The organism is Microbacterium umsixpiens, from assembly GCF_053543675.1.
In genome coordinates this window covers 8721-9174 of the sequence record NZ_JBLVOH010000120.1, presented here as the reverse complement: position 1 = coordinate 9174, position 454 = coordinate 8721, and the positions used below count along the sequence as shown (strand labels likewise).

Below are 454 nucleotides of genomic sequence, written 5' to 3'. Positions count from 1 at the left end.
GGCGCCGCGACGCCCTGATCGCCGTGCACGGCGAACTCGACGTCGAGCCAGTCGTCATCCCAGTCCAGCGGCGTGTACTCACGGCTCGGAGACGCGCGCAGCTCCTCGACGGAGCCGACCGGCCCTGCCGGGAAGAACAGCCGCATGTGGTCGTCGGAACCCAGCGACTCGAAGCCGGCGAGGTCGGAGCCGGTGAGTCGCACCCGCACGAAGTCCGGAGCCAGCCATTCGCGGGCGCTCAGAGTCACGGTGCGGAAGCGCAGCTCGAGGCCGCGACGCTCGATCGAGAAGCCGGATTTCGTATCGCTCATAAAGTAAGGCTAACCTAAATATGTCGAGGGAAGGGCACCCTAACCTCGACCTCCCAGCGCCACCGTGTGCGCACAGATCCCGCAGAACAGGAGTCTCTCCATGTCCGTGCCCAGAACCCTCACCGCCACGAGCGTCGCGCGCG

At 66.7% G+C, this 454-nt stretch carries 1 protein-coding gene; it reads right to left on the bottom strand.

Going from position 1 to position 454, the window contains the following annotated elements; translation table 11 throughout:
- The coding region (locus ACNPM4_RS12000) for a siderophore-interacting protein (protein ID WP_448985840.1) at window positions 1-311 on the bottom strand (311 nt) is incomplete at its 3' end.
- Window positions 312-454: the final 143 nt, after the last annotated feature.